This window comes from Pyxidicoccus fallax (assembly GCF_012933655.1).
Classification (GTDB): Bacteria; Myxococcota; Myxococcia; order Myxococcales; family Myxococcaceae; genus Myxococcus; species Myxococcus fallax.
This window is the reverse complement of record NZ_JABBJJ010000587.1, coordinates 1-3,994: the sequence shown is the minus strand read 5'-3', so window position 1 is coordinate 3,994 and position 3,994 is coordinate 1. Positions and strand designations below refer to the sequence as shown.

General features: G+C 71.6%; 4 protein-coding genes and 1 pseudogene. 1 reads left to right on the top strand and 4 read right to left on the bottom strand.

The features are described from left to right. Window positions 1–191: 191 nt before the first annotated feature. The gene (locus HG543_RS52125) at window positions 192–650 is read right to left on the bottom strand and encodes a GatB/YqeY domain-containing protein (protein WP_169352438.1); all 459 of its coding nucleotides are present in this window, start codon (window positions 648–650) and stop codon (window positions 192–194) included. Between the two features lie 93 nt (window positions 651–743). Further along, a complete protein-coding gene (gene rpsU, locus HG543_RS52120; protein WP_002614080.1) occupies window positions 744–938 on the bottom strand; it encodes a 30S ribosomal protein S21 in 195 nt (64 codons plus the stop codon). Between the two features lie 132 nt (window positions 939–1,070). On the opposite strand from rpsU, the gene HG543_RS52115 reads away from it, so the two are divergent. Further along, window positions 1,071–2,660: a HEAT repeat domain-containing protein gene (locus HG543_RS52115; protein ID WP_343073659.1), complete on the top strand. Its 1,590-nt coding sequence runs from the start codon at window positions 1,071–1,073 to the stop codon at window positions 2,658–2,660. 131 nt (window positions 2,661–2,791) lie between these two features. Here the strand turns inward: HG543_RS52115 and HG543_RS52110 are convergent, their stop codons facing one another. Both HG543_RS52110 and HG543_RS52105 read right to left on the bottom strand, forming a co-directional pair. Continuing rightward, complete coding sequence (locus HG543_RS52110) at window positions 2,792–3,703, bottom strand: GGDEF domain-containing protein (RefSeq protein WP_169352437.1); 912 nt, start codon at window positions 3,701–3,703, stop codon at window positions 2,792–2,794. Between the two features lie 76 nt (window positions 3,704–3,779). Beyond that, window positions 3,780–3,994: pseudogene (locus HG543_RS52105) on the bottom strand (L-asparaginase 1); the annotation flags it as partial.

Below are 3,994 nucleotides of genomic sequence, written 5' to 3'. Positions count from 1 at the left end.
GGGCACGGCACGACTCCTGGGGCCACCGGCCGGGCCGCCGGTGAGGGCGGGGGCTGTCGGTAGGGCCTGCGCAGGCACTTAATGACGGGGGAGCGAGCGGGCAAGTTTCCGCCCCCCTGTCCACCCCAAAAGCAACGGCGCCGCCGGTTTCCCGACAGCGCCGGCAGGGGCGAACCTTGGCTCCGGGCGGTTCAGGAGAGCTTCGCGAGCTCCGCCTTGACGGCCTCGGAGATGGCGCGGCCTTCCGCCTTGCCCTGCAGCTTGGGGTTGAGGTTCTTCATCACCGCGCCCATGTCCTTGGGGCCCTTGGCGCCGACCTCGGCGATGGCGGCCTGGACGGCGGCGGTGAGCTCCTCGGCGGTGAGCTGCTTGGGCAGGTAGTTCTGGAGGACGCCGATCTCGGCCTCTTCCTTCTCGGCCAGCTCGGGCCGGCCGCCGGCCTTGAACTGGTCGATGGAGTCGCGGCGCTGCTTGATGAGGCCGGTGATGACGGACTGGATGCCCGCGTCATCGAGGGCGGAGGCGCCGGGCTCGACCTCCTTGTACTTCACCGAGCTCTTGAGCATGCGCAGCACGCTGGTGGTCAGCTCGTTCTTGGACCGCATCGCGTCCTTCAGGTCCGCGTCGATCCGCTCCTTCAGGGTGGCCATATCGCGACTCCGCTGTGGGGAAAGTGTGTTCGGGACAGAGACGACGGGAGCCAGGGCGCCTGACGGCACCCCGGCTCCACGCACGGGCCTCGCTCAGAACGACTTGCGGGCCTTCTTCACCGCGCGCTTCTTGGCGGCGAGGGCCTTCTTCTTCCGCTTGACGGAAGGCTTCTCGTAGTGCTCGCGCTTGCGGATCTCAGAGAGGATTCCAGCCTTCTCGGTGGCCTTCTTGAAGCGCTTGAGGGCGCTCTCGATGGACTCTCCTTCCTTGACTCGGATACCGGGCATACTGTCACCTCCTTCCGCCGTGCGTGGATGTGGGTGTGATTCGAAAGGGGCAGCGGGTATGACCCAGTGCCCGCGAAAACGCAAGGGTGCTGCGGGGAAACACGCGCGGGGATGCACTAGACTGGCCGCCTCGTGAGCCCTGCCCTCCTCCTGGTGGTGCTCCTGGCGACCGGCCAGAGCGCCGGCACCGGGACGAAGGACTGCTGGATGTCCTGCCAGCGGCACGTGGTGGACTCCACCCTGCGCGCGAGGGTCTGCAAGGCCTGCCTGTCAGGAGGGCGGGTGGACTCCTGGGTATCTGCCCTGGAGGACGTGAGGCCGGCGCCCCGCGAGGCGCTCGCCTCGGCTCGGAAGGATGCCGACTGGCGCGTGAGGTGGGCGTCGGTGCGCATGGACGCGAAGCTGCGCGGCACCTCGGAGCGGCGCCTCCTGGCCGAGTGGGTGGCCACCTCGCCCAGCGCGACGGACCTGGAGGCGTGTGTCACCGCCGCCCGCGCCGCCGCCGCCGCGGGCCAGTCCGCCACGGACTTCCTCAAGGGCGCGGGGCCTCGGGGGCCGGAGGCGGCGGCACGGGTGCGGGCGCGGCGGGAGGCCATCCGCGAGGCGCTGGAGGTGGAGCTGTACGCGGAGGAGGTGCCGGTGCGAGGCGCGGCGCTCCTGCACCTGGCGGGCTTCCTGGGTAGGAGCCCCGCGCGGGTGGCGCTGGACGCCATGGCCTCGCGGCCGGAGTCGACGGACGCCATCACCGCCGGAGCGCTCAAGGCCGTGGCCGCGCACAAGGACACCTCCGTGGGACGGCTCCTCCTGGATGAGGCGCGGCCGGAGGACGAGGCGCGCATCAACCGGCTTTTCGCCGTGTACTCGGAGGAGCTGGAGGCGCTGCGACCGGCGCTGACGGTGGCGGACACACTCCAGCGCCGCAAGGCGGTGCTGGGCCTGCGGGTATACGGGCCGCTGGCGCGCAAGGAACTGGAGCGCGCGTTGGGGGACTCGGACCGCTCCGTGCGTCGCGACGCGGCCGAGACACTGGCCGAGGCCGAGGGGCTGGCGCTGCGGCTGGCCGCCGAGCGTCGCGTGGAGACGGGCGACGCCGCCGTGGCGCGGCCGTGGTTGGAGGCCATGGTGCGGGAGAAGGGCTGCGCGGCCTTCCTCCTGGGCACGGTCGCGGACAGGTCGCTGCCGGGGCCCGTGCGTGGCGACGCGCTGACGCTGCTGCCGGACTGCGAGGAGGGCGCTCGTGAGCGCGCGGGACGGGTGGCGCCCTACCTGAACGACCCGGAGCCGCTGGTGCGGGCCGGCGCCGTGCGGGCGCTGGGGGCCGTGGCGGCCCGGCACCCGGAGCTGGCGGGCGCGACGGTGCGCGCGCTGCAGGACCCGGCGCCCGAGGTGGTGGCCGCCGCGCTGGAGGTGATGGCCGGCCAGCGTCAGACGTCACGCGGGGACGAGGCCGCGGAGCTGCTCGATTCGGAGCACCCGATGGTGCGCGCCGCCGCCGCCCGGGCGCTCGAGCAGATGGGCCGCGCCTCCCACGTGAAGGGGCTGACCCTGTGTTTGAGGGAAGACCCGGTGGCGGATGTGCGCGTGGCCGCGGCGCAGGCGCTGGGCCGCATCGGCGGGCCGCAGGCCGCCGCCGCCCTGTCCGACGCGGCGGCCAGGGACCCGGACACCCACGTGCAGCACGTGTCGCGCGAGGGGCTGCGCCGGCTGGGCTTCGGCCTGTAGCGAAGAGGCCGCGCCCGCGGAGCTTCGGGGCGTGGCGCCGCGCGGACCGAGCCGGAGAGGCTTTGGCCCGCGATGCGGCACGGACCGCGCCGGAGCGACTTCGGGCGGGGAGGGCGGGCGCCCGCCGCGTGTCAGAGGCCGCTGACGGCCTTGGCGTCCACGCGGTTCCGGCCCGCGCGCTTGGCGCGGTACAGGTACTTGTCCGCCGCGGCGATGAGGTCCTCGGGCTGGGAGAAGTCCGAGTCCAGCAGCGTGGCCACGCCCAGGCTGATGGTCACCTTGATGGGCGTGCCGCCGAAGACGAAGTCGGCCTTGTCGACCGCGTAGCGGCAGCGCTCGGCGCAGGCCAGGGCCTGCTCCTCGGCGGACTCGCGCAGCATCAGCGCGAACTCCTCGCCGCCGTAGCGCGCCAGCAGGTCCTCGTTGCGGACCGTGTCGCTCACGCGCTGGGCGATGCGCGTCAGCACGTAGTCGCCCGCCGGGTGGCCGTACGCGTCGTTGATCTTCTTGAAGTGGTCCACGTCGAAGAGGACCAGCGACAGCGGCACCCGGTGGCGCAGGCAGTAGCTGAACTCCTTGCGCACCGTCTCCAGGAAGTACTTCTTGTTGTAGACGCGGGTGAGGCCGTCACGCGTGGCGGACTCGTAGATGCTGCGCTGGTACTGCTCCTCCAGCGCGTCCTGGATGGAGAACTTGAGGACGGTGTTGGAGCCGATCTGGATCTTGTCGCCGTCGTAGAGCGGCGCGGCGTTGACCTTCAGTCCGTTGAGGTACGTGCCGTTGGTGCTGGCCAGGTCCACCAGCTGGAAGCGGCCGTCTCCCAGCGCCACCACCTTGGCGTGCTTGCGGGAGATGCCGTCGTCCTCGACCTGGAACTGCGCCTCGGTGCTGCGGCCCAGGACGACCTCGGACCGGTCCAGCTTGAACATCCGTCCGATGCCCGCCGCGGACTTGGCGCTGATCACGATCAAATACGCGCTCTGCTGCTGGGCGCTGCCCAGCAGGTCCGCAATGGAATGGACGGAAGTTTTCTCCTCGGACATCGCACCACCCATCTTACGGGCCGCCTTTTCACCTGGGCAAGCATGCTGCCCTCCACCGCTGCTTCCCTACCCTCCGTCACGCCGCTCGTACGCGCCGAGCGGGCCGGCGCCCGCCAGGAGCAGGCGGGGGGACTGTCGGCCGTCCGACGGTCAGCTCTCCGGCCACCGGCGTCTGGATGAAGCGGGCCAGGGCTTCCGGGGAGTGGGGGTGGTAGGCCAACCCCTGCATCAGCTTCACCAGCGCCGCCGAGGGGGTCATGTCCGCGCCGCCCACCCTGTCTCTTATACTCA

Excerpts from the sequence above, each read along its gene's own strand:
- HG543_RS52125 (WP_169352438.1), bottom strand. The coding sequence starts at position 650 with ATGGCCACCCTGAAGGAGCGGATCGACGCGGACCTGAAGGACGCGATG.
- rpsU (WP_002614080.1), bottom strand. The coding sequence starts at position 938 with ATGCCCGGTATCCGAGTCAAGGAAGGAGAGTCCATCGAGAGCGCCCTC.
- HG543_RS52110 (WP_169352437.1), bottom strand. The coding sequence starts at position 3,703 with ATGTCCGAGGAGAAAACTTCCGTCCATTCCATTGCGGACCTGCTGGGC.